Genomic DNA, 22,842 nt, shown 5'->3' on the forward strand with positions numbered 1-22,842 from the left:
CTGTGCATTCCGCCTGGCGCCTGTGTTTTCCGCCTAGCAGCGGAAAGGTCCTGAAAACATCCTAGCCGTTGCTAGGGGGTGACGACGGTGCCCAGGTCTTCGCCGCGGATGGCGCGGGTGACGTTGCCCTCGCCTTCCATGCCGAAGACCACCATCGTGAGCTTGTTGTCCTTGCACATGGTCATCGCGGTCTGGTCCATGACCCGGATATCGCGGCGCAGAGCGTCGTCGTAGCTGAGTCGGTGGAGCTTCTCCGCCGTCGGGTCCTTCTTGGGGTCGGCGGTGTAGACGCCGTCGACGCCGCTCTTGGCCATCAGGACGACGTCGGCGTGGACCTCCATGGCGCGCTGGGCGGCCACGGTGTCCGTAGAGAAGTAGGGCAGGCCGGCGCCGGCACCGAAAATGACAACCCGGCCCTTTTCCATGTGACGGATGGCGCGGCGGGGAATGTAGGCCTCGGCGACCTGGCCCATGGTGATGGCGCTCTGCACGCGCGTTTCCACCCCGGCCTGTTCCAGGAAGTCCTGGAGGGCGAGGCAGTTCATGACGGTTCCGAGCATGCCCATGTAGTCGGCGCGGGAACGGTCCATGCCGCTCTGGGACAGTTCGGCGCCGCGGAAGAAGTTGCCTCCGCCGACGACGATGGCGACCTCGACGTCGGGAACAGCGGCCGCGATCTGCTTGGCCACGCCACGGACGGTGTCCGGGTCAACGCCCAGTTTCCCGCCGCCGAAGACCTCGCCGGAGAGCTTCAAGAGGACGCGGCGCCTGTTCTTCTTTGGCTGGGCTGAAGTGGTGACGGTTTCCATGGTGCCTTCCCGTTGGTGAACTCTGAGTTAGGTTATCGTGCTGGGGGCCCAAGGCGGCATTCCGGCGGTGGCCGAAACGGGTACCTCGTGCATGCATGCAAAAGGGGTGGCCACCGTGGTGACCACCCCCTTAGCATGTCTGGCTATTGTCCGACGTATGTCTGACCAGCGCCTGACTGTTGTCTGACTAGGAGCCGACGCGGAAGCGCGTGAAGGCAGTTCCCTTGACGCCGGCCTCTTCGAGGACCTGGGCGACGGACTTCTTGGCATCCTTGGCGAATGCCTGGTCAACGAGGACCTCGCCCTTGTAGAAGCCGGTAACGCGGCCTTCGACGATCTTGGTCATCGCAGCCTCGGGCTTGCCCTCGGCCTTTGCGGTTTCCTCGGCGATGCGGCGCTCGGACTCGACGAGCTCGGCCGGAACGTCCTCACGGGTGAGGTAGTTCGGAGCCATGGCGGCGATGTGGACGGCAACGTCGTGGGCTGCGGTGGCAGCTGCTTCGCCTTCGCCGTCAACAGCGAACAGGACGCCGACCTGGGCCGGGAGGTCCTTGGAGGTCTTGTGCAGGTAAGCGTCGACCGTAGCGCCCTCGATGCGGGAGAGACGGCGGACAACAACCTTTTCGCCCAGAACCGCACCCTCTTCGATGACGACCTCGGACAGCGGCTTGCCGTCAACCTCGGTGGCCAGCAGGGTCTCGAGGTCAGCAGCGCCGGACTCGACAGCCACGGCCAGGACCTTGTCGGCCAGCTGGATGAACTTGTCAGCCTTGGCGACGAAGTCGGTCTCGCAGTTGACTTCGATCATCACGCCGACGCCGTTGGCGACCTTGGCAGCAACCAGGCCTTCAGCGGTGGAGCGGCCTTCGCGCTTGGTGGCGCCCTTGAGGCCCTTGATGCGGATGATTTCGATGGCCTTTTCGGCGTCACCGTTGGCTTCGTCAAGAGCCTTCTTGACATCCATCATGCCGGCGCCGGTGCGCTCGCGCAGAGCCTTGATATCAGCGGCAGTGTAGTTCGCCATGTGAACCCCTCTGTCTAGAAATTTATGTGGTGTACGGACCGACAGGACGGCTGCTCACCGAGTGAGCGGCCATCCTGTCGGTACCCCCTGCGCCGCAGGCAGCTGCATGCAGCGTGAGGGGAGATCCAGATTTACTTGTCTGCCTACTTGGCTTCGTCAGCAGCCGGTGCTTCTTCGGCGGCCGGAGCAGCCTCTGCAGCCGGAGCTTCTTCAGCAGCCGGTGCTTCTTCAGCGGCGGGCGCTGCAGCAGCTTCAGCCTTGTTGCCCTCGAGGAGTTCGCGCTCCCACTCGGCCAGCGGCTCTTCCGGAGCTTCCGTGGTGCCGGTGGCGCGCTGGTTACGGGCGATGAGGCCCTCAGCAACGGCGTCGGCGACAACGCGGGTCAGCAGGTTGACGGAGCGGATGGCGTCGTCGTTGCCCGGGATCGGGAAGTCGACTTCGTCGGGATCGCAGTTGGTGTCCAGGATGGCCACAACCGGGATGTTCAGCTTCTTGGCTTCGTCGACAGCAAGGTGTTCCTTCTTGGTGTCAACGATCCACAGCGCGGAAGGCGCCTTGGTCAGGTTGCGGATACCACCGAGGTTGGTTTCCAGCTTGGTGAGTTCGCGGCGAAGGAGCAGCAGTTCCTTCTTGGTGTATGCGGAACCGGCGACGTCGTCGAAGTCGATCTCTTCCAGTTCCTTCATGCGCTGGATGCGCTTGGAGACGGTCTGGAAGTTGGTGAGCATACCGCCGAGCCAACGCTGGTTGACGTACGGCTGGCCAACGCGGGTGGCCTGCTCGGCGATGGATTCCTGCGCCTGCTTCTTGGTGCCGACGAAGAGAACGGTGCCGCCGTGTGCAACGGTGGCCTTCACGAACTCGTAGGCACGGTCGATGTAGGACAGCGACTGCTGCAGGTCAATGATGTAGATACCGTTGCGCTCCGTGAAGATGAAGCGCTTCATCTTCGGGTTCCAACGGCGGGTCTGGTGTCCAAAGTGGACGCCGCTGTCAAGCAGCTGGCGCATAGTTACGACGGGCATGCCGACGCTCCTTCCGGCAGGTCATTCATGAGAGAGCCCATGGCTCTCTTACCCTGCCCATAGTTGACGGTTATTTAGCAATCACCCGGGATGGGCGTTGCTCCTGGCATCCACTGCGCTTCCCATCCGTGCCGGAGGGAACGGACCGCAGGAGGCGCAGTCCTCCGCGGCGGAAGTTTGAGGCTTCTTTTGAGGAGGGCTGGATACGCGTAGTCAGCTGCTGCTCCCCCGCACCCCTGAATGAGGCGTGCCGGCTTGAACAATCACGACGGCCGCGACGACCATCACAATGCCTAACACGGTGACTGTCGCAGTGACTATCGCGGTGATCATCACAAGCGTGAGGGCACAGCAAACTGCTCCACCAAGTGTACTACAGCAGCCCCGCCCCGAAGGACCGCTTTCGCCGGGCACCGGGGCCGGGATCCGGGGGGTGGAGGGGGCCCGCCCGGGACTCGGAACGAGGACAGGTGGGCGCCGGGTCGGGACGTGGACCGGGGAACGCGCAGTCGCCGGGGTCCGGACGTGGACCGGGGAACGCGCAGTCGCCGGGGTCCGGACGTGGACCGGGGAACGCGCAGTCGCCGGGGTCCGGACGTGGACCGGGGAACGCGCAGTCGCCGGGGTCCGGACGTGGACCGGGGAACGCGCAGTCGCCGGGGTCCGGACGTGGACCGGGGAACGCGCAGTCGCCGGGGTCGGGACGTGGACCGGGGAACGCGCAGTCGCCGGGGTCGGGACGTGGACCGGGGAACGCGCAGTCGCCGGGGTCGGGACGTGGACCGGGGAACGCGCAGTCGCCGGGGTCGGGACGTGGACCGGGGCCGACGGGCACCGGCGGCCTAAGCCCCGCCCGGCGCCCGCCAAACTGCCGCCCGGGCGACGCTCGCGCTTTTCCACATAGCAGCCCAGGACGATTCCGCCCGGCGAGCTGCCGCGGCAGGCTGGAGGCATGAAGATCCCCATCGGCCTGACGGCGTTGCTCCTGGCACTGCCCACGGTGCTCACAGTTCCGGTCCCCCAGCGTCCTGCACCCGAGGCTTTCGTCGCCGCCGGGTCGGGCCCCGCCGGTCCCGAGGCTTCGATGTCCAGTGTCCGGGGCTCCCCGGGGGCACCGGCTGTCCCGGCACCCACCTGGGACTGGCCGCTCAGTCCGCGGCCGGCTGTTCTACGCGGCTTCGATCCCCCGGCAAAGCCGTGGCTCAGCGGTCACCGCGGGGTCGACATTGAGGCGGCATACGACGGCGCCCCGATGTTCTCACCGGAGGCCGGGACGGTGAGCTTTGTCGGAGTCGTGGTGGACCGGCCGGTCATCACCATCGATCACGGCAACGGGCTGCGCAGCAGTTTCGAACCGGTGGCCAGCGCCCTGACGGCGGGGGCCGCGGTGGCCAAGGGCGACATCCTGGGCCGCGTGCAGATCGGCCACTGCGGTCCTGCGCCGCCCTGCCTCCATTGGGGCGTCCGCCGAGGCGAAGACTACGTGAACCCGCTGGCCTTCGTAATGGATCTGAGGCCCTCAGTCCTGCTCCCGCCCCTGGTGACCGGCCCCGGTTGAGGGGCAGGCGGGCGGGCGCCGGTTGTACGCTGCAGGGTGCCCGGTACCGGTTGCCCGGCGCAGGGTGCCCGGTGCAGGTTGCCCGGTGCCGACGCGGAGCCGGGGTGCCTTAGACGATCGCGGAAATTCCGGTAATCGCGCGGCCGGTCACGAGGGTATTGATTTCGTGCGTACCTTCATAGGAGTAAATCGCCTCGGCGTCGGCAAACACTTTCGCCATCTCGAAGTCCGTCACGATTCCGTTGCCGCCGAGGATGCTCCGGCCCAGGGCCACACTTTCACGCATGCGCGCGGTGGTGAACGCCTTAGCCAGTGCGGACTGCTCGTCTTTGGCCTCGCCGGCGTCCTCCAGCTGGGAAAGCCGGACCATCATGCCCATGGAGCTGACGGCATTGCCAAGGATCTGCACGAGCTGGTTCTGAATCAGCTGGAACGAGGCAATCGGGCGGCCGAACTGGGTGCGCTCAACGGCGTAGCGCCGGGCGACGTCGAAGGCCGCAAGCTGCTGCCCCACCGCCTGCCAGGCCACGGCGAGGCGGGTGACTTTGAGGACTTTGTTGGTGTCGCGGAAGCTGTTGGCGTTGGCGAGTTTGAAGAAGTCGGGCACCACCACGTTGTCGAGGGTGATGTCGGCGTTCTGAACCGTGCGCAGCGAGATCTTGTTCTCGATCTTCGTGGCGCGATACCCCTCGGTCTTGGTGTCAACGAGGAATCCTTTGACCTGGTTGTCGTCGACGTCCCGGGCGTAGATGACCACCCAATCGGAGAAAGTGGCGTTGCCGATCCAGCGCTTGGCGCCGTTGAGGATCCAGCGGTCACCCTCTCGCCGGGCTGTGGTGCGGGTGCCGCCGGCGACGTCGGAGCCGCCGAGCGGTTCGGTCAGGCCGAAGGCGCCGATCTTCTTGAGGGAGTAGATGTCCGGAAGCCATGCATCTTGCTGTTCCTGCGAGGCAAGGGCTTCGATGGAGCCGGTGAACAACCCGTCATGGACGCCCATGAACGTCGCGATCGACGTGTCCGCGCGGGTGGCCTCGGCATGCAGGATTCCTGCGAAGAGGTTCGAGTAGCCCTGCCGCTTGACCGGGCTGACGAGGTCGATTTCGGCGAGCTTCGGGATCAGGCCCATGGGGAACTCGGCGCGGTTCCAGCAATCGACGGCGATCGGCTTGACCTCGCGGGCGAGGAACTCGCGAACTTCGGCCAGCCTGTCCCGCTCCTTAGCACTGAGAAGCTGCTCGAACGCGAAGAAGTCACCGTCGGCGTAGGGCAGGTTGTGGATGTCGATTCCAGCTTTGGACATGATGTTCCTTCACTCGTGATCAGCAGCGACCAAAAGGGCACGGGCTTCGCGCCTGCGCTATGTTACTCATCAGTAACTTACCGCAGTTCGGAGACCGCTGCAAGCAGCGGCGCCACGCAAAGGGAGCCGCGGCCGACGTCGGACGTCAGCCACGGCTCCCGTGGGTGCGGACCCGGAGAGGAGGTATCCGCACAAATGTAGGGCTACTCGGACTTGAACCGAGGACCTTAGGATTATGAGTCCCGCGCTCTAACCAGCTGAGCTATAGCCCCTTGCGCCCGGAGCCAGGCCAGACCCGTGGGGGCCGGACTGCTTCCGGGCAAAAACACTCTAGCAATAGTAGACGCAACCCACGTGCAGGCCGCCACTGCGGCTGGCGGCCTGCTGATGCCCGACGTCTCCGCCGGCCATGGCCGGCCTGCGCCGGGACTTGACTCAGCTGGAGCAGGACGAGGCCGGAAGACACTGCTAGGCCGGAGGACACAGCGAGACGGGGCACCGGCAGAGCAGATGCAGCCTGCCTAGACGACCAGGTCGTCGTAGCTGGCGCCCCGGTAGATGTCTTCGAACGTTTGCAGCGTCCGCTCGATGCCGTGGCTCTCTACCATTTCGCGGCTGATCTTCCCCATCGCCTCAAGCTGGTCTTCGGGCAGCGAGAGCACGCGCGCCAGCTTGGCGGCGAGATCATCGCTGTCGTTGGGGGTAAAGAGGTAGCCGTTCTCACCTTCGCGCACCAAGTGCGGCAGCGCCATGGCGTCGGCCAGCAGGACGGGGGTCGACGCCGACATCGCCTCCAGGGTCACGAGGGACTGAAGTTCCGCCGTACCGGGCATGCAGAACACATCCGCCGCGATGTACGCCTCGCGGAGTTCGGCGTCGCTGGCCAGGCCGAGGAACTTGACCCGGTCTGTCAGCCCGAGCCGGGCGACCTGGGCTTCGAGGGCCGGGCGCACTTCGCCGCCGCCGACGATCTCCAGATGGATGTCCAGGTCTTTGGGCGTCTTGGCGACGGCGTCGATCAGCACGTCCACGTGCTTTTCCTCGGCCAGCCGGCCGACGAAAAGTGCGGTGGGGCTGGCGTGGCGTTCAATCGTTTCGTCGGGACGCAGCTCGTAGGCGGCGGCGTCGATGCCGTTGGAGAGGGGCAGGACCTTGCGGAGGAAGGCGTGCTGGTGCATGGCCCTGGCAGCGAGCGGTGTGGGCGTGGTCACAACGTCCGCCTGGCTCATGACCTTTCCCATGTCGCGCCAGGAGATCCGGCCGATGATGTCTTTGAACCACTGCGGGAACGGCAGGAACGGGTTCAGGTTTTCCGGCATGAAGTGGTTCGTCGCCACCACGCGGATGCCACGCTTCACGGCCTCGTACAGGACGTGCTCGCCGATCATGTAGTGGCTCTGGATGTGCACCACGTCCGGTTGGATGCGGTCGAACAAGAGCGCGATTTCCTTCTTGATCTCCCAAGGGAAGGTGATCCGGAAGTACTCGTGCGTCGGCACGGAGTGGGAGCGCAAGCGGTGCACGGTGGCCTCTTCGCTGAACTCGGTGAAGCTCGGGCCCTTGCCCGGGCGGCATGCCAGTACGTGCACATTGTGTCCGCGGGCTGTCATCCCCTTAGCGAGACGGTAGCCGAACTGGGCGGCCCCGTTGACGTGGGGCGGGTACGTGTCAGCGGCAATCAGGATGGTCAGCGGAGGCTGGTTGTCGGACATGGTCACGTGAAGAGCTCCTGGTGGTCGCTGGCGGGCAGCTGGATCAAAGGTGGCCGGCTGGCGGTCGGTGCAGGCGCACCGGGCCTGTAGCCTAAGTCTGGACGGACGCCCTAGGACCTGCCCGCAGCCTTCCGCGCTTCCTTCTTGCGCTTGGTGACTTCCGGGTGGTGCCTGGAAAGGGCTATTACTCCCACGATAGCAAGGGATGCCGCCGTCCCCATGGCAATGGCCATAACGGGTTGTACGTCGGGACGCAGTTCTCCCAATATGACGATGCCGATTGCGATGCCCACAATGGGGTCGATCACGGTCAACCCGGCGATCACGAGGTCCGGCGGTCCGCCGGAATAGGCGTTCTGCACAAACCACGATCCCAGAACGCCGGCAGCAACGATCGCCACAAGGCTGTACCACGGCACATTCAGCAGGAACAATCCGTTCGGGTCCAGCAGATGCCTGCCGATGATGCGGGTCAGGACCGCTACGAAGCCGAAGAGAACCCCTGCGCCCAGGATGTAGACGAAGGCGCTCATGCGGTGCTTGAACAGGAGGGCGAGCGTGCCGAAGAGCCCCACCGCCAGGGCCAGGAGCAGGACGATGGTCAACTCGTCCTCGCTACTCACATTGTGGTTTTCCTGGGTCACGTTGACGGCCAGCACCACGAACATTGCTGAGCCGGTCACGCAGGCTGAGATGGCGACGATGGTGGCCCGGTTCATGCTCAGGCCCTGGTCCTTGGTATTGACCACGGTGGTGATGACCAAGGCGATCGCGCCAATCGGCTGCACCACCGTCAAGGGCGCCATGACGAGGGCGACGGCGTTCATCGCCATACCGACGCAGAGCAGCAGGAACCCAAAGACCCAGCGCGGATTGCGCACAAGCCGCAGCAACCCATGGGTGCTCAGCGCCAGGCCGCCGGTGTCGGCCTTGACCGCGCTCCCCTGGCGCTGGGCGCCGAAGGCCAGGCAGAAGGCGCCAAGTACCGCAAGCAAAACCGCAAGCCAGACCATCAGTCGGAGCCGCCGTCGTGCGTCCGCAGTTCCCTGCCCTTGCCAATGATGGCCCAGACGTAGTTGTAGGCCGCGATCCAGTGTCCCACCAGGCCGAGGCCCAGGAAGATCCAGGCGACCGTGGCGTAAACCTCGGCGGCCGGCACCGGGAGTTTGGACAGCACCAGCAGCGGCGTGCCCACCAGCAGCAGACCCGTGCGGATCTTTCCGATGCGGCTCACGGGCAGGTCCGGGTGGCCATGGAAGTAGAACAGTGACAGGGCCAGCAGGATCGCATCCGGGACCAGCAACGCGGCGAGATACCACCACTGGACGACGCCGGCGATCACGAGGGTCACGGCGACGGCGATCAGCGACAGCCTGTCGGCAATGGGGTCCATGACCCGGCCAAGGTTGGACATCTGATTGAAGCGGCGGGCAATGTAGCCGTCCACCCAGTCGGTGCTGGCCATGACAGCGAGCACGAGGGCAGCGTAGCCGTACTCCTGCTCCGCGAGGACGAGCCAAATGAAGAGGGGAACACCCAGGAAGCGCACCACGGTCAGGATGTTGGGAACCGTGAAGACCGCGTCGCGGTGGACGAGGGGCTGCCCGGGGCGGGCACCAGCGCCGATGAATTTCATCGATTCCCCCTTTCCGTGGACGGCAACGGTTTGGCGTGTGGGTTCAGGGATCTGCCTAGCCCTTGAGCAGCTTGCGCAGGAGGACCGCTAGTGCGGCCCCCGACGCTGCCAGCACCGCAAGGGGCTTCCAGCGCTGTTTGATCTGGCCGGCCAGGCTCTGCCCGTCGGCGGCTGTGGTCGGCGCTCCCGCCGAGGAACGGGCTGAGGCACGGGCCGCGCGGAAGCCCGCGATTTTGTCCTCGAGCTGCTCTTTGCTTTCCTGCAGCCGCGCCTGGGTGGCGGCCACCAGCCCCTGGGCCTGGGTCTTGACGTCGAGTTCCCGGCCGAGTTCGTCCCGCACGCCGGTGAGATGCGTGCGGCGCTGATCCAGCCGGCGTCGGAGTTCCGCCTCGGTGGGGGCTGGACCCAAGTCCGGCTTGGCGGCAGCCTTGGCTTCCTTCTCGGCCTTCGCCTTGGCGGCGGCGGCTTCCTTGGCGGCCTTTGCGGCCTTGTACTGTTCCGAGTTCGGGTCAAGGACGGCCGCGTCGAAGGCCGACCCTTCCTTGGCGATGCCGAGATCGTGCTTGAGTCCCCGGAGTGTGTCCTCGGGGACCAGCGGCATGGCGGCCTTGAACTTGTTAACGCCGATGAGCGCCCCGATCGCGGCGATGATCAGGAAGAAGGCGCAGACCAGCAGTGCGGCAAGCCAGGCCGGCATGATGGTGGCCAGACCCATGATGGCGGCAACGACCAGTCCGATCACCAGCAGAGCGACAAAGATCAGGGCGACGGCCAAGAAGGCGCCGGCAACGCCGAGCTGGATCCCCTTGCGCTTGATTTCGGCTTTGGCCAGAGCAATCTCGTCATTGAGCTGCCGGGGCGCGAGTTTGAAGATCATCTTCAGGGTTTTCGGCAACGCGGAAATGCGCAGCCCGCCGCCTGTCCCGCCGCTGTGACGTCCGCTCATCGGTCCTGCCTAACTGGTGCCATCCGTCGTTCCGCTCCCGCGGGCTTGCCGGGTCTGGACAGCTTCGCACAGACCCCGGGGTCAAAACTATCATTTCGGCTCTTGGGGGGCCTTTTCGGGCAAGGCGTGGCGCGCCCGCGCAACCACCCGCCGGCCGTCTCGGCGGGCCCTAGGATGGACCTCTGTGAGCACACCCCCCAATCCCGGTGATTCCCTGAGTCGCCGTCGCAAATTTCTCTACATCCTGACGCTGGGCGCTTTGACTGCCCTTGGGCCGTTCACGGTGGACCTCTACCTGCCCGCGTTTCCGGCATTGGAGGAGAACCTTGGTGTTTCCGCGGCGGCCGTGCAGCTGACGCTGACCGGCACCACCCTAGGGTTCGCGCTGGGACAGCTCGTGGTGGGGCCGCTGAGCGATAAGTTTGGCCGGCGGATGCCACTGATTCTGGCGACGGCGGTGCACATCACAGCTTCCCTGGGCGCCGCCCAGTCCACGGATATCGCCACGCTGGGCCTCTTCCGTGTGCTCATGGGCGTCGGGGCCGCAGGCGGCGGTGTTGTGGCCATGGCCATGGTCCGCGACCTGTTCAGCGGCTACGCGATGGTGCGGATGTTTTCGCGCATGGCCCTCGTCAACGGGCTGGCCCCGATCCTCGCCCCGGTCATCGGCTCACAGCTGCTGTTGCTGATGCCGTGGCCGGGCATCTTCTTGTTCCTGGCGGCCTATGGAACGTGCGTCATCATCGCGGCCTTGTTCGTGATCCGCGAAACTCTGCCGCCGGAGCTGCGCGGAAAGACCGGGCTGACCGCGCGCCAGCGCTACAAAGTGCTGTTCTCCGACCGGATCTTCGTGGGCCTGCTGCTGGTGGGCGGCATGAACTTCGCGGGCCTCTTCACCTATCTGTCCGCGTCGCCGTTCCTGTTCCAGAGTGTCTACGGCTTCACGCCCCAGCAATACGGGCTGCTCTTCGGCATCAACTCCCTCGGCATCGTGGCCGGCGTCCAGACCAGCGCAAGGATCGTCAGGCGCGTGCCGCCGCAGTGGATCCTGGCCTGCTCCACGGCCTGGATGTTCCTTATGGCCGTGCTGATTGTCATCTTCGACCAGCTGGGCTTCGGCCTGTGGGGCGTCCTGGTGCCCCTGTGGTTCTACATACTCGGTGCCGGTTTCACCTTCCCCACCGTGCAGGTGCTGGCACTGGCCAAACATGGGGCCCAGGCCGGAACAGCCGCCTCCTTGCTTGGCGCGGCGACGTTCATGATGGCGGGCCTGATCTCCCCGGTGGTCGGCTGGCTCGGCGTCAGCTCCGCAACCCCCATGGGCGCCGTCCAGGCCGCCTGCATCCTGATGGCCGCCGCAGCCCTGTGGCTGATCGTCCGCCCCAGCACGGTGCCGCCGATTCAGTAGGCCCGCGCCTGCTCCAAGGGAACATGCCCATCCTTCGAGCCCTACCCTCGCGGGACATGCCCCTGCATCAAGCCCACCCGCGCGGGACATGCCCATTCTTCGCGCCCGGGAGTGGGCATAGGGGCACTATGTCCACGCGCCAGGGCCAGCACTGAGCATGCCCCCCGGCCACCCCGCGCTACAGACGCCCCCCGATGGGACATGCCCATTATTCGTGCCCGCCGGGGGCATGCTCATTCTTCATGCCCCACCCGGCGGGACATGCCCATCCTTCAAGCCTCACCCGCGGGACATGCCCATTATTCGTGCCCGCCCGGCAGGACATGCTCATTCTTCGCGCCGGAGGGTGGGCATACGGGCACTATGTCCACCCGTTAGGGCCAGCGCTGGGCATGTCCCACGGCGCGCCCAGGGTGCAGCTGCAGGCACGGGACATGCTCATTCTTCCCGCCCAAGACTGGGCACAGTGGCACTCTGTTCGGCGCCCGTGGCGGGAGATAAAGTTGTTTCATGCCCGATTGGCAGGAACCTCAGCCCCTCCCCGCCACGTGGCAGCGGTGCGACACCGGAATCCTGCCCCTGTGGTGGGATCGCCTGTGCAGTCAGACCAGCCCGCAGTCGGCGGCCATGTACGCGGCAGGCCTGTTCACCGAAGACCGGCGCCGCCCGATTGCCCAGTGGTACAACCCGGCCTCCGACTCCGCCCTACTGGTGGCGCCCGAGACCTCCCCGGAGTGGCCCGTGCAACGGTTCGGCATTTTCTATGCCCCGCCGGGGGGCGGATTCACCCAGGTGCACTCTGCGCCGCATGAATGGCATCCGCGTGAGCCGAGGAAGTCCCCCACGGAGCAAGAAGCGTTCGAGGCCGCGGTCGCCGAGGCCCAGCGCTTCCTCCAGGTGGAAATGTACTTCGTCTGAGGTCCGGGCAAGCGTCCAAGCGTCCAAGCGTCCCAGCGTCCAAGCGTCCAAGCGTCCAAGCGTCCAAGCGTCCAAGCGTCCAAGCGTCCAAGCGTCCAAGCGTCCAAGCGTCCAAGCGTCCAAGCGTCCAAGCGTCCAAGCGTCCAAGCGTCCAAGCGTCCAAGCGTCCAAGCGTCCAAGCGTCCAAGCGTCCAAGCGTCCAAGCGTCCGAGCGTCCGAGCGTCCGAGGTCATGGTCACTGAGGCCGTGGAGACTTCACGCCCGGCGTCGCTGAACGCCCGTGGCGTCACTGAATACTCGGAACACCTGAACGCTCGGCCCCTGAACAGTGCGGCCACCCAAGACTCGGGCCACCGTAGGCCGCGGGCCACCGTAGGCCCCGGGCCACCCGGGTCCCCGAAGGGATCAGAGACAGGACCCGAAAAGAATGCAATAAAAAAGGTCCCGCGGCTGGTTTTCACCGGCCGCGGGACCTGTCCGCTCCTCCTGCTGGACTTGAACCAGCAACCCTTCGATTAACAGTCGAATGCTCTGCCAATTGAGCTAAGGAGGAATGAAGCAGGTATGACATTAGCAAAGGTTTTGCCGGTAGGGAAATCGGCCGGAGAACCCGTGGAAGCAGCCCGCGAAATACCCCCTCCGGGTATAAAAAAAGTCCCCGTCCCGGAAACCCGGAACGGGGACTGCGCGCTCCTCCTGCTGGACTTGAACCAGCAACCCTTCGATTAACAGTCGAATGCTCTGCCAATTGAGCTAAGGAGGAATGAAGCGGGTATAAGCCTAGCAAACACCAGCCCGGGAAACGAAATCGGCGCCTCAGGCGTCCGAGCGCAACGATCTCCGCTGCATCTCCAACTGCATGAGTTCGCGATTCAGCCGCTGGAATTCCTCGGGATCCGCCGAGGCATCCAGGCGCTGCAACTGCCCCATCTTCTCCGCCTTCACGCGGGTGATCTGGAGCTCAAACAGGCGGGCCAGGATGTCCCTGCAGTAGCGCAGGACGCCCTCAGGCGTGTTTGCCGGCAACGGCACCACCGCAAGTTCGGACACGAGCGGCCGCAGCGGCTCGGGAACCTCCCGCAGCAACTGCTCCACCCAGCGCACCGGGTCCCCCGCGGACCCGAGTCCGGTGGCGCGGATGGCCTCGTGGATGGCGAGATAGGCGGGCGTGGAGAACCGTGCCTCGGAGAAACGCTGCCACGTCTCGCCCTCCAGCATGCCGGGTTCCTGGAGCGCGACCTCGAGGGCCTGACGCTCCATCGCCGCGACCGGGTCCCGCGGATCGGGCCGGTTGAAGGACGGAAGAACGGCCGACGCCGGCAAGGGCGCCACGCCGGGTCCCGGCCCCGCGTAGCCGCGGCCGGACCCGGCATAGCCCGGGGCTCCCGCCTGTCCCGGGCCATGCCCGGTGCTGGGTCCGCCGGCCTGGGCGCCGCCCTGGCTGCGGCCCGGGCCGCCGCCCGGAGTGGCTGGGGCACCTTGTGCGGCGCGTTTGGTCGCCACACCGACGGCCCTGCTGACCTCCTCGACGGGCATCCCCAGCCAGCCAGCCAGTTCGCGGGCATAGGCCGGCCGGATACCGGCGTCGCGGATCTGCGCCACCACGGGCGCTGATTCACGCAGGGCCGCGATCCGGCCCTCGACGGTGTCCAGATTGTGCCGTTTGAGGGTGGCGCGGATGGCGAACTCGAACAGCGGACGGCGACTTCCGATCAGGTCCCGGACCGCGGAGTCGCCCTTGGACTGACGGAGCTCGCACGGGTCCGCGCCGCTGGGCTCCACAGCAACGAACGTCTGCGCGACAAAACGCTGGTCCTCTTCGAAAGCGCGTAGCGCCGCCTTCTGCCCGGCGGCGTCGCCGTCGAAGGTGAAGATGACCTCTCCCCCGCTGCCGTCGTCGGACAGCAGCCGGCGGGCGATCTTGATGTGGTCCGTGCCGAACGCGGTGCCGCACGTGGCCACCGCCGTCGGAATGCCGGCCAGATGGCAGGCCATGACGTCGGTGTAGCCCTCCACCACCACGAGCTGGCGGTCCTTGGCGATGTTGCGCTTGGCGAGGTCGATGCCGTAGAGGACCTGGGACTTCTTGTAGAGTGCGGTTTCGGGGGTGTTCAGGTACTTCGGGCCTTGGTCGTCCTCGTAGAGCTTGCGGGCGCCGAAGCCGATGGTGTCACCGGCAATGTCCCGGATGGGCCAGATCAGCCGTCCGCGGAAGCGGTCGTAGATGCCCCGGTTGCCTTCGGAAAACATGCCGGTCAGCTTGAGTTCGGCGTCGGTGTAGCCGCGGCCGCGCAGGTGCTTGAGCAGCGCGTCCCAGCCCTGCGGGGCATACCCTACCCCGAACTGTTCCGCTGCCGCACGGTCGAAGCCCCGGCCGTAGAGGAAATTTCGGCCCTCTGCGGCGCCCGGGGTCAGCAGCTGGGACCGGAAGAACTCGTCGGCCACCTTGTGGGCATCCAGCAGCCGCTGGCGCCGGCCGATGTCCTCCCGGTTGGGTCCGGAGCCGCCGTCCTCGTAGTGGAGCTCGAAGCCGATCCGATGGGCCAGCTTTTCCACGGCCTCGTGGAAGGAGATGTGGTCCAGTTTCTGCACGAAGGAGATGACGTCGCCGTCCTCGCCGCAGCCGAAGCAGTGGTACCGGCCCACCTGGGGTCGCACGGTGAAGGAGGGTGAGCGCTCGTCGTGGAAGGGGCACAGGCCTTTGTAGGAACCCAGCCCGGCTCCCTTGAGCGTCACGTAGCCATCGATAACTTCTTTGATGTCGGTGCGCTGGCGTACTTCGTCGATATCTTCACGTTTGATCAGGCCGGCCACAGTGCCATCCTAGTACGCCGGGCCGACACGGACCGGCCCGGCCGGGGACTAGCGCCGGCGCTGCGGGCCTCCGGAAGCAGGGTCCCGGAGGCTGAGGGCGAGTTTCGGGCAGAGCGAGACGGCGTCGCGCGCGGCGTCCGCGTCGCTGGGCCTGATGGGGACGTCGGTGCGCTCAGGACCCTGCCTTCCACGGGCCACCGGGTACCCCCAGTCGTCCCGTATGAGCACCCCGGCGAGCAGCTCCGTGCACAGGCCGCGGCCGTCGCACCTGGTCCAGTCGATGTGAAGGGTGGCGGTCATGGCGTCCAGCTTCCGGATCCGGAGCAGCGCCCGGTGAGATGGGACCGCACGTCGTCGGCGAAGACCTCCAGCGCACTGCTGATCAGCTGCGCTGTTCCGTCCGGGTGATGGCAGGCCCCGCGTCCTGAGACAAGCGTGCCGAGCCGGCCCAGTTCCTCCGGCAGCCGCGGGTCCTGTTCTCCTGCTGCGATCCGGTTGAAGATTCCCGCCATGGCGGGCAGCCCGAACATGCAGGGGCCGCATTGCCGGGCGGACTGCCCGGCCAGGTACGCCACGATCCCCGCGGTGGCTCCAAGCCCGCACTGCTGCGCCCCCAAGGCGTGGATGACGCCTGCTCCGGGCCGGACCACGTGGCCGGCGGGACCGCCGGGCGAGAGGACGTAGGCCGCCGGCCGCACCCAGCGGCCGTGGTAGCCGCCGACGAGAACGGCCGACAGGGAGGCCGGGTCCATGCCGGCGGATTGAACGACGTCGGTGAGCCTTGCGCCGCCGGGCACCTCCAGGACGACGTCCGGGCCGGGCCCTGGGCCGGACACGGACAGCAGCCGCGTGCCAGGGTCCGTGGGCGTCCCGACTTCGCGGAACCAGTCCGCGCCGAACCGTGCGATGAGGGCCACATGGGCCAGGGTTTCGACGTTGAGGACCAGGGTGGGGCGCCCCTTGAGCCCGGTGTCGCTGAGCCGGCGGCCTTTGTCGAGCGGGATCGCGGAGCCGGTGGCGATGCTGTTGACGACGGCGCTCGCCTCGCCGGAGATGAACGTTTCCGGTGACTCCACGAGCTGGGTCCGGCGGCCCCCGGGGTGTCCGGAGAGGGCCTCCTGCACCCCGGGAAGGCTGGCAGCAGGCGCATAGAGGTACATCTGCGTGCCCGAGACCGCCCGCGTCACGGCCAGCAGACCGTCAATCACCAGGTGGGGGGCGTGCGCCAGGAGCGTACGGTCCTTGAAGCTCAGCGGCTCCCCTTCGGCGCCGTTGGCGATCACGACGGGCCGCGCGGGAACAAGGCGCTTCCGCCCGGATTGTGATGTTGCCAGCGCCTTGCGCCAGGTCGCGAAGGCGGCGCCGCCGCGTCCGGTCAGCCCCGACGCGTCCAGCAGGTTCAGCAGCCCGGGTGCGACGGCGTCGGGATCAAGAGGCCCGAAAGTGTCCACGTGCCGGGCGTACCCGGCCTCCGCGCCGGCGGCCAAAAGACGCGCCAGCGGCTGCGCATTGGGCAGCGGCGGTTGAGGGAGCACGCCGGGCATCGAGCTCATTGGAGGTTACCTCCACGGGCTCTGGCGGTTTCGAGGAACGTTGAAGAGAGCCGCCACAGCAGGGCACCGGCGATCGCTGCGCCGGACGCGGCCGCCAGCAGGAGAAACCACTGGCCGGCGGCGTCCGTGCCGTTGCCGAGTGCATGGGCCATCGCCACCGGCCAGACCGCGTAGGCGAGCCAGTGCACGGCCTTAAACGCCCGGTGCCCGATCCGTTGCCGCAGTAGGGCTGTCACGATGACGGCCGCGACGAGGTCCAGTGCCACGGTCCCCAGGCCCTGCCAGAACGGCCGGAACGAGCCAAGGAACGGCACGACGACGTCGACAGGCCGCAGCTTCGCGAAGGAGTCCAACAATAGGGACCCAACGTGCAGCCCCAGGAACACCGTGGCCAACAAGGCGATATTCCGGTGCAGGATGCTGACGGAAAACCTCGGAAGCACCAGCAAGGGCCGGCCGGAGCGGGTGAGGATGCCCAACAGGACCGACACCGTGAACAGGGCAAGGGACATGAAGCCGCTCACCCGGCCGAACGCCCACATTGCCTCATCCACGGGACGCACGCACTTCCACGCTGTTGCTCTCCGCCGGCCAGCCGCCGGTGGTGACAACGCGTCCGCGTTGATCCACCAGCCGGGCCGTGACACCCGCGGAACGGAACCATTCGACGGCGGCGAAGCCGCGAACAATGCCGGCCGTGCTGAAGGCATTGGCTTCCAGGCACGTCGGAGCCGCCACCGTCACCGTCTTCCACACGGCCTCTGCGGGCAGCCCGAAACGGGGATCAAGAACGTGGTGGACGTCCGCTCCCGCGTGCTTCCACCGGCGTTTTTGCGTGCTGGACGTGGCCACGGCGGATCCGGGGTCCAGGGCGATGTGCTGGCTCGGGTCCGTGGGAAGGTCCTGGACCAGAACCTGCCACGGCTCTGTCGCTCCGGGGCCGGCTCCGGGGCCCCCGCCTGGGGCCGCAGCGCCGGGGCTTCCCGGCCCCGGGCCGGCGGTCGCCAGGTCGCCGCCCAAAGAGACGAGCACCCCGCATCCCAGTTGCGAATGCACCTCGGCTGCAGCGCGGTCCGCCGCGGCTGCCTTGGCGGTGGCGCCCAGATCCAGCCGGATGTCGGCGGGAACGGTCAGCGTCCGCCCGTCAATCCTGACCCGTGACCATCCGGGAACGCGCCGTGCCCTGACCGAACCGGCCGGCGGGACCAGGTGCGAACCTTGCGGACGGGGGTCGTCCGGCAGCACCTGCACGCTGACGATGTCCCGGTCATACCCGAGGGCGGCCAGATCCGTGCCGAGGGTCGGATCGACGGCGCCGTCCGTCCACCGGGCGGCGGCCAGGGCCCGCTCAACGAGGTCGAGGAGTGTCGGGCTAACGATCGCCCCGGCAGCCAGCTGCGGTTGGAGCCTGGTGAGTTCCGAGTCGTCCCGGAAGCGGCTGCATGCGAGCTCGACGTCGGCAAGGACGCTCTGGACGATCTCCTGGGCGGCGGCGAGCATTCCGGCGTCGGTAACAGCGAGGGAAGCGTCAAGGCCCCAGACGGTCCAAGCTGCCTGCGCCTCCACCTTAGGACCCCGAGGATTGACCGTGGGTGACGCTGCCGTTGCCCGGCCGGACGGGGGTTGATCCGTGCGAGCGGCTCGTGCCGTTATTCTGCGTGGTGCTGCCGCCGTCCGCCGTGCCGGAGCCGTGGCGCGCTGACCGTCCGGACGAGTTCGAGCTGGCGGTCGCAGGAGAAGTCTTTGAAGCGCTGGAGGGCGTGGCGGAATACACGACGGCGGCGGCGACGCCCGCAGCCGCGAGGCTGCCGATGCCGACTGCCGCGGTGATGCCGCTGGCCAGTCGCCTGCCCTTGTCCCGGGTATCCACGGGTGTCCCCTTCCTCTGCGGTTAGGCCTGTGTTCCCATGATCCCCGGAGTTCCTTTGTAAACCCTTAGACATTCCTGTCTATTGGGTGGTGGTCCTGCCTCCAGGCGGCTGGCTGGGTCACCACAGCGACGGCAGGCTGCCCACGAGACGCTCGTACATGGCCAGCGCCGAGCCGTCCGTCAGCGACGCGACCTGGTCGATCACGACGCGCAGCCTCCCGGCGTCGTCCCCCGCGTCGAGCCAGTCGGCGGCGAACATCGGCTCCAGGTGGCGGTCCTCCGTGGCGCTGAGGGCGGTGACGAGGGCGTGCAGGACCTCCCGCTGGCGCTCGTAGATGGGCTGGCGGTGCTCGGTGGTCATCACAAATGTGGTGGCCAGGCCCTTCATCACCGCGATTTCCATGACGGTCTCGTCCGGGACGATCAGTTCCGCGTGGTAGCGGGTGAGGTTCTCCGGGCCGTAAACGGCCCGGGTGGCTTCCAGCGCACTCTGGCAGAACCGGCCAATCAACTGGCTGGTCATGTCTTTGAGCGCCGCCATGGCCTTGCGGCTGCCGTCGGCCTCGCGCACCCAGACGCTCGTGGCCTCCAGCCGCGCCAGCGCGGCGTCGATCGCGGCGGGGTCGTTGTGCGGCAGGTACCACTGCTTCGCGTACCCGACGACGCGGGCACGATGGTCCGGGTTGTCCATCCAGCGCAGCTGGAAGTGCCCTGCGACGATCGCGTCCTCGACGTCGTGCACCGAGTAGGAGATGTCGTCCGCCAGGTCCATGACCTGCGCTTCGAGGCAGGACCGGCGTTCCGGGGCGCCTTCGCGAATCCAGTCGAAGATGGGGAGGTCGTCCTCATAGGCGCCGAACTTGCTGGTCCGCTCCCCGTGGATGACGGGCGCGTTGACGGCGGACCACGGGTACTTGGCGGCGGCATCGAGACTCGCCCGGGTCAGGTTCAGGCCTGCCGGACGGCCATCGGGGGCCAGGACCTTCGGCTCAAGCCGGGTCAGCAGCCGCAGCGTCTGGGCGTTGCCTTCAAAACCGCCGATCGCGTGGGCCACCTCGTTGAGCGCCGCTTCCCCGTTGTGGCCGAAGGGCGGGTGGCCGAGGTCATGGCTCAGGCAGGCGGTGTCCACGACGTCGGGATCGCAGCCGAGGGCGCGGCCGAGTTCGCGGCCCACCTGGGCCACTTCGAGGCTGTGCGTGAGCCGGGTCCTGACGAAGTCGTCAGTATCCGGGGCGACCACCTGGGTCTTCGCGCCGAGCCGGCGCAGGGCCGAGGAGTGCAGGACTCTCGCACGGTCACGCTCGAAGTCCGACCGGTAGGTGGTCTTGGGCGGCTCTTCGACCCACCGGGCGGAGTCGCGGGAGGTGTAGCCGTCCAGGACGGGGGCGGTGGTCCGGGTCTCAGCCACCGGAGACATCCAGCTCGGCGAAGGAGATGTCGCGGCTCTGCTCGTCATCCAGGGTCCGGTTCAGCAGCCAGTCCTTGGGCAGGGCGGGCTTCTTGGGCGAGCCGGCGCGGCCGCGCGGGCCCTCGGCATCGACCCCGGGGTACGGAGAGTCGAGGTCCAGCTGATCCAGGGTTGCGCGGAGCACCTCGAGGCTGGTGACGAGCGCGAGTTTGGTCCGCAGCTCGCTCCCGACCACGTAGCCCTTGAAGTACCACGCGATGTGCTTGCGGATTTCGCGCAGGGCCTTGCCCTCGTCCCCGAACGTCTCGACCATGAGCTCGGCGTGCCGGTAGACGCTTTCGGCCACCTGGCCCAGATCCGGCCGGTGCCGCTGGTCGCTGCCTTCGAACGCGGCCATGAGATCGCCGAACAGCCACGGCCGGCCCTGGCATCCCCGGCCGACGACAACGCCGTCCACTCCCGTTTCGCGGACCATCCGGACCGCGTCTTCGGCGGACCAGATGTCGCCGTTGCCGAGGACCGGGATGTCCGGCAGCGCCTCGCGGAGCCGGGCGATGGCAGACCAGTCGGCCTGGCCGGAATAGAACTGCGCGGCCGTGCGGCCGTGAAGAGCGACGGCGGCAACGCCGGAATCGCGGGCGATCCGGCCGGCGTCGAGGTATGTCAGGTGGTCCTCGTCGATGCCCTTGCGCATCTTGATGGTCAGCGGGATGTTGCCCTGGGAGGCTTCCTTGACAGCGGTCTGGACGATCGAGGTGAAGAGGTCGATCTTCCAGGGCAGGGCCGAGCCGCCGCCGCGCCGGGTGACTTTGGGGACGGGGCAGCCGAAGTTGAGGTCGATGTGGTCCGCCCGGTCTTCCTCGACCAGCATCCGGACGGCCTGGCCGACGGTCACGGGGTCCACGCCGTAGAGCTGGACGGAGCGGACTTTCTCGTCGTCGTCGTGCGAAATGATGCGCAGCGACTCCGGCGTGCGTTCCACGAGGGCGCGCGAGGTGACCATCTCCGCGACGTACAGGCCGCCGCCGTATTCACGGCACAGCCGGCGGAAGGCGGAGTTGGTGATACCCGCCATGGGAGCCAGGATCACGGGGGTGTCCACAGTGATCGGGCCCAGCTTCAGGGGCGGGAGTTCCAGCTTGGGGGCGGGAGGCGTTGCTACAACAGTCACCCGACCATTGTCTCAAAGACGGGCAAATCGGTCGGATCCGGCGTCGGTTATGTGGAAAGGCCGGGCTGTGTGGAAAATCCGGGCGCCGCCAAACGCCGTATCAATCGCGCAGGGCGGCACGCCGCCCCCGGCGCGTGGCAGGCCCGGCGTCGTCCGGTTCGGTCCCTCCCGGTGCGCCGGGCGCGCTGTCCGCCGACCGGCGCCCGGCGGACCCGCCCGGGTACCGGCCGACGTCGGCCCCAACGGAGAGCCCGGCCCGGCCGCCGTCCCTGACGCCGGCGAGCGCGGGCACTCCGACGTCGGGTGCACCGGCGAGCGCGGCCGCGGGGTCTGCGGTGCTGCCTTTGATCCCGGTGGCCTTGACGACGAGCACGGCAATGAGGGTGGTGACCGGCACGGCCAGGACCAGTCCCACCGAACCGACGAGGGTGCGGATGACTTCCTCGGAGAGTTCTGCACTGGTCAGGGCGTCCCCGAGCGGGCGCTCGTAGAGCATGACCAGGATCAGGACGGGCAGGGCCGCGCCGGCATAGGCAAACGCGATCGTGTAGACCGTGGAGGCGATGTGGTCCCGGCCGATCCGCATCGCGGAGGCAAAGAGCTGCCGGGCGCTGGTGTCGGGGGCGAGTTCCCACAGTTCCCAGACCGCCGACGACTGCGTGATCGTGACGTCGTTCAGCACGCCCAGGCCGGAAATGATCAGCCCGCACAGGATGATGCCGGAGATCGAGATGTTGTCGGAAATGTTGGTGAGCGTGGCGGCGTCGTGGCTGCCCACGCCGGCGAGGTTCGCGGCGTCGGTGGCCCAGGCGGCCAGCAGCGACGTAATGGCGAGGCCGAACATGGTCCCCAGCAGCGCCGTCGAGGTCCGGGCGGAGAAACCGTGGGCGAAGTACAGCACCCCGATCATGATCACCGTGGACCCCACCAGTGCCAGGAGCAGCGGCGGCTTTCCTTCGACCAGTCCGGGCAGCATGAAGGAGACGAGCACGACGTAGGCCCCGACGAGTCCGATCAGGGCCCGCAGGCCGCGCCAGCGCGCCACCGCAATCACCACGACGGCGTAGAGCACGGCCAGGAAGATGATCGGTAGAGTCCGGACGAAGTCGACGAAAACGTAGGCGGGCGCGCCCTGGGCTTCTGAGGCGCCCTGGGCCTTGGAGAGGTTGAGGTAGCGGATGTTGTCTCCGGGTTTCACCCCGTGGGATTTCGCGATGTCAGGGTTGATGACCACTTTCACCGGGTTGCCGCCCTTGTCCGGCTCGGTGTAGGCAAACGTGCATTGTGAGCCCGCCTGCGGCGGCTGGACGGCGGCGTCGGCCCCGGATGCGCCCTGGGCCGCGGGATCGCCGCTTGTCTGCGCATCCGAACAGCTGCCGACGACCACCTGCTGGATCTTGCCGGTATCGAACGTCACGCCCGGGGCCGCCGCATAGGGGCTGGCCAGCGTGATGCCCTCTTTGCTCCCCGACGGCCACAGCAAGGCCATGGCCGCCAGGGTCAGCAAAGTCAGCGGGATCAGGATGGCGGCCAGGATCCAGTTGGCCTTCTTCCGTGCCGCCCGCATGCGGGGCGTCGGCTCCGCGTGACCGGCGCTGGGGTGCCCGGCGTGGGAGTGCGAATGTCCGGCGCCCATCAGCAGTTCAACCTCATGCCGAAAACTCTACGGCGCTGTCGGCACCGCTCCGGA

20 protein-coding genes and 3 tRNA genes are annotated in these 22,842 nt (G+C 67.2%); 3 read left to right on the forward strand and 20 right to left on the reverse strand.

Translation table 11 applies throughout. From position 1 onward, the window contains the following. Positions 1-71 precede the first annotated feature (71 nt). From pyrH to rpsB, 3 genes are all read right to left on the reverse strand, one after another. Entirely contained in the window at positions 72-809 is a 738-nt protein-coding gene (gene pyrH / locus ACVWYS_RS12730) for a UMP kinase (protein ID WP_116768239.1), read from the reverse strand. A 187-nt stretch (positions 810-996) separates the two neighbouring features. Continuing rightward, entirely contained in the window at positions 997-1,833 is an 837-nt protein-coding gene (tsf, locus tag ACVWYS_RS12735) for a translation elongation factor Ts (protein ID WP_116768240.1), read from the reverse strand. A gap of 143 nt (positions 1,834-1,976) precedes the next feature. Beyond that, on the reverse strand, positions 1,977-2,858 hold the full coding sequence (rpsB, locus tag ACVWYS_RS12740; RefSeq protein WP_091249638.1) for a 30S ribosomal protein S2: 882 nt from the start codon (positions 2,856-2,858) through the stop codon (positions 1,977-1,979). Between the two features lie 952 nt (positions 2,859-3,810). Between rpsB and ACVWYS_RS12745 the strand changes: the two genes are divergently transcribed. Beyond that, entirely contained in the window at positions 3,811-4,416 is a 606-nt protein-coding gene (locus ACVWYS_RS12745; RefSeq protein WP_456509856.1) for a M23 family metallopeptidase, read from the forward strand. A 109-nt stretch (positions 4,417-4,525) separates the two neighbouring features. Here the strand turns inward: ACVWYS_RS12745 and ACVWYS_RS12750 are convergent, their stop codons facing one another. The 6 genes from ACVWYS_RS12750 to ACVWYS_RS12775 form a co-directional block, all read right to left on the reverse strand. After that, positions 4,526-5,716: an acyl-CoA dehydrogenase family protein gene (locus ACVWYS_RS12750; protein WP_456507133.1), complete on the reverse strand. Its 1,191-nt coding sequence runs from the start codon at positions 5,714-5,716 to the stop codon at positions 4,526-4,528. Positions 5,717-5,914: 198 nt separating this feature from the next. Then, positions 5,915-5,988 (reverse strand) — tRNA-Ile (locus ACVWYS_RS12755). A 249-nt stretch (positions 5,989-6,237) separates the two neighbouring features. Then, the gene (locus ACVWYS_RS12760; protein WP_425547161.1) at positions 6,238-7,428 is read right to left on the reverse strand and encodes a glycosyltransferase; all 1,191 of its coding nucleotides are present in this window, start codon (positions 7,426-7,428) and stop codon (positions 6,238-6,240) included. A gap of 110 nt (positions 7,429-7,538) precedes the next feature. Continuing rightward, a complete protein-coding gene (locus ACVWYS_RS12765; RefSeq protein WP_344363900.1) occupies positions 7,539-8,441 on the reverse strand; it encodes a DMT family transporter in 903 nt (300 codons plus the stop codon). After that, positions 8,441-9,064 carry a CDP-alcohol phosphatidyltransferase family protein gene (locus ACVWYS_RS12770; RefSeq protein ID WP_116768245.1) on the reverse strand — a complete coding sequence of 208 codons (624 nt, stop codon included), beginning with the start codon at positions 9,062-9,064 and terminating at the stop codon, positions 8,441-8,443. Before ACVWYS_RS12770 ends, ACVWYS_RS12765 begins: the two co-directional genes overlap by 1 nt. A gap of 55 nt (positions 9,065-9,119) precedes the next feature. After that, positions 9,120-10,010, reverse strand: coding sequence for a phage holin family protein (locus tag ACVWYS_RS12775; protein WP_456507134.1), 891 nt, complete (start codon positions 10,008-10,010; stop codon positions 9,120-9,122). Positions 10,011-10,194: 184 nt separating this feature from the next. Here ACVWYS_RS12775 and ACVWYS_RS12780 point away from each other — a divergent pair, with 184 nt between their 5' ends. Together ACVWYS_RS12780 and ACVWYS_RS12785 are read left to right on the forward strand one after the other, a co-directional pair. Beyond that, positions 10,195-11,418, forward strand: a complete 1,224-nt coding sequence (locus ACVWYS_RS12780; RefSeq protein WP_456509857.1) for a multidrug effflux MFS transporter — start codon at positions 10,195-10,197, stop codon at positions 11,416-11,418. Between the two features lie 510 nt (positions 11,419-11,928). Continuing rightward, a complete protein-coding gene (locus ACVWYS_RS12785; RefSeq protein ID WP_116768248.1) occupies positions 11,929-12,336 on the forward strand; it encodes a hypothetical protein in 408 nt (135 codons plus the stop codon). Positions 12,337-12,816: 480 nt separating this feature from the next. On the opposite strand, the gene ACVWYS_RS12790 is transcribed toward ACVWYS_RS12785, so the two are convergent. The 11 genes from ACVWYS_RS12790 to ACVWYS_RS12840 all read right to left on the reverse strand — a co-directional run bounded on the left by ACVWYS_RS12790 (position 12,817) and on the right by ACVWYS_RS12840 (position 22,788). Then, positions 12,817-12,889: transfer RNA gene (locus ACVWYS_RS12790), tRNA-Asn, on the reverse strand. Positions 12,890-13,026: 137 nt separating this feature from the next. After that, positions 13,027-13,099 (reverse strand) — tRNA-Asn (locus ACVWYS_RS12795). 53 nt (positions 13,100-13,152) lie between these two features. After that, entirely contained in the window at positions 13,153-15,150 is a 1,998-nt protein-coding gene (dnaG, locus tag ACVWYS_RS12800; protein ID WP_456507135.1) for a DNA primase, read from the reverse strand. 48 nt (positions 15,151-15,198) lie between these two features. Further along, on the reverse strand, positions 15,199-15,450 hold the full coding sequence (locus tag ACVWYS_RS12805) for a ferredoxin (RefSeq protein ID WP_456507136.1): 252 nt from the start codon (positions 15,448-15,450) through the stop codon (positions 15,199-15,201). After that, positions 15,447-16,703 carry an NADH-ubiquinone oxidoreductase-F iron-sulfur binding region domain-containing protein gene (locus ACVWYS_RS12810; RefSeq protein WP_456507137.1) on the reverse strand — a complete coding sequence of 419 codons (1,257 nt, stop codon included), beginning with the start codon at positions 16,701-16,703 and terminating at the stop codon, positions 15,447-15,449. Before ACVWYS_RS12810 ends, ACVWYS_RS12805 begins: the two co-directional genes overlap by 4 nt. Further along, positions 16,700-17,257 carry a ferric reductase-like transmembrane domain-containing protein gene (locus tag ACVWYS_RS12815; RefSeq protein WP_456507138.1) on the reverse strand — a complete coding sequence of 186 codons (558 nt, stop codon included), beginning with the start codon at positions 17,255-17,257 and terminating at the stop codon, positions 16,700-16,702. Before ACVWYS_RS12815 ends, ACVWYS_RS12810 begins: the two co-directional genes overlap by 4 nt. Further along, positions 17,250-18,269, reverse strand: coding sequence for an FAD:protein FMN transferase (locus ACVWYS_RS12820; RefSeq protein WP_456507139.1), 1,020 nt, complete (start codon positions 18,267-18,269; stop codon positions 17,250-17,252). Before ACVWYS_RS12820 ends, ACVWYS_RS12815 begins: the two co-directional genes overlap by 8 nt. A gap of 1 nt (position 18,270) precedes the next feature. Next, on the reverse strand, positions 18,271-18,573 hold the full coding sequence (locus ACVWYS_RS12825) for a hypothetical protein (protein ID WP_344363923.1): 303 nt from the start codon (positions 18,571-18,573) through the stop codon (positions 18,271-18,273). A 118-nt stretch (positions 18,574-18,691) separates the two neighbouring features. Then, complete coding sequence (locus ACVWYS_RS12830) at positions 18,692-19,990, reverse strand: deoxyguanosinetriphosphate triphosphohydrolase (RefSeq protein WP_175460403.1); 1,299 nt, start codon at positions 19,988-19,990, stop codon at positions 18,692-18,694. Further along, complete coding sequence (dusB, locus tag ACVWYS_RS12835; protein ID WP_091249593.1) at positions 19,974-21,152, reverse strand: tRNA dihydrouridine synthase DusB; 1,179 nt, start codon at positions 21,150-21,152, stop codon at positions 19,974-19,976. The genes ACVWYS_RS12830 and dusB overlap by 17 nt, the downstream gene beginning before the upstream one ends. A 100-nt stretch (positions 21,153-21,252) precedes the next feature. After that, on the reverse strand, positions 21,253-22,788 hold the full coding sequence (locus tag ACVWYS_RS12840; protein ID WP_456509858.1) for a YibE/F family protein: 1,536 nt from the start codon (positions 22,786-22,788) through the stop codon (positions 21,253-21,255). Positions 22,789-22,842: the final 54 nt, after the last annotated feature.

It is taken from the genome of Arthrobacter sp. TE12231, assembly GCF_054062895.1.